Source organism: Paenibacillus sp. OT2-17 (assembly GCF_009827695.1).
GTDB classification, from domain to species: Bacteria; Bacillota; Bacilli; order Paenibacillales; family Paenibacillaceae; genus Paenibacillus; species Paenibacillus polymyxa_B.
The window spans coordinates 1-1,492 of sequence record NZ_WUDQ01000739.1 but is presented as its reverse complement, the minus strand read 5'-3'; the positions used below and the strand labels follow the sequence as shown (position 1 = coordinate 1,492).

The following is a 1,492-nucleotide window of genomic DNA, read 5'->3' as shown; positions in this document are numbered from 1 at the left end:
AGCAAATTGAGCAAAGTGCATTGTGGAGAAATCTCCCGGCTGTTAAAAACCACAAAGTGTATTTCATCAAAGCCGATCCGTGGTTTACGTACTCACCGCTAGCCGTTGACGAATCACTCGATGAGGCCGTTAAAATGTTTTCCGTTGATCCGAAGTGATCAGTTCAAATGAAATAAGAAAGGGGAGGTCACAACCATGCTTAGACGGTTTTTTGAATACTACCGTCCTTACCGGACTTTGTTCATCATTGATTTCTCTTGTGCCTTGCTGGCTGCACTGCTGGAGTTGGCTTTTCCGCTTGCAGTCAACCGGGTGGTCGATGATTTGCTGCCTAGCGGAAACTGGAAATGGATTTTATATGCCTGTCTAGCTCTACTCGGTATTTATGTCATAAGTGCTGCGCTGAATTACGTGGTTACCTATTGGGGGCACAAGCTGGGCATCAACATCGAATCGGACATGCGTAAAAAGCTGTTTGATCGAGTACAAAAGCAATCTTTTCGCTTTTTTGACAATAACAAAACAGGGCATCTCGTTTCACGTATGACCAACGATCTGATGGATATTGGGGAAATTGCTCACCACGGCCCCGAAGATTTGTTTATCGCATTGATGACACTGGGGGGAGCCTTTGGTATCATGCTCGGTATTAACTGGAAGCTGGCTGTACTGACTTTCATCATTGTACCCCTCATGATTTACTTGTCTCTTTATTTCAGCCGAAAAATGTCTGCTGCTTTCCATCGTATGTTTTCTGATATTGCGGATTACAACGCTCGTATTGAAAATAACGTCAGCGGGATTCGTGTTGTTCAAGCGTTCTCCAACGAAGCTCATGAAATGGAGCGTTTTGCTGAAAATAATGGACGTTTCCGTAAAACGAAGCTGATCGCGTACCGGATTATGGCCTGGAATTCCTCAATTAGTTTTATACTAATGAAGCTGGTTTCATTGTTTGTGCTTGTGTGTGGAACATGGTTTGTTATCAAAGGACAGATGACCTACGGGGAATTTATCGCATTTGTGATGCTGTCTAATGTATTCCTGGGGCCGATTAAACAAATTAATTCTGTCATTGAAACGTATCCGAAAGGGATTGCCGGCTTCCGACGGTATCTGGATTTGCTGGAAAGTGAATCGGATGTAGAAGATCTGCCTGGGGCCAAGGCGGTTGGCCATCTTAACGGAGATATTCAATTTGCAGGTGTAACGTTTGGTTACGAGAACAAAGATAAGGTATTACGCAAAGTGGACCTATCTATCCATGCGGGTGAAACCGTAGCACTTGTGGGTCCTTCAGGAGCAGGTAAAACGACACTTTGCAGTTTGTTGCCTCGCTTCTACGATGTCGAGGAAGGCAGCATTACCATTGATGGGATGGATATCCGTGAAATGAAGCTGGAATCGCTGCGATCCATGATTGGTATCGTACAGCAGGATGTATTCCTCTTTGATGGAACGATTCGTGAAAATATCGCTTATGGTAAGCTGG

General features: G+C 44.4%; 1 protein-coding gene and 1 pseudogene. Both read left to right on the top strand.

Annotation, left to right across the window (positions count from 1 at the left end; genetic code table 11):
- A pseudogene (locus GRP75_RS30575) lies at positions 1-158 on the top strand (ABC transporter substrate-binding protein); the annotation flags it as partial.
- Between the two features lie 37 nt (positions 159-195).
- The coding region (locus GRP75_RS26650) for an ABC transporter ATP-binding protein (protein ID WP_160790858.1) at positions 196-1,492 on the top strand (1,297 nt) is incomplete at its 3' end.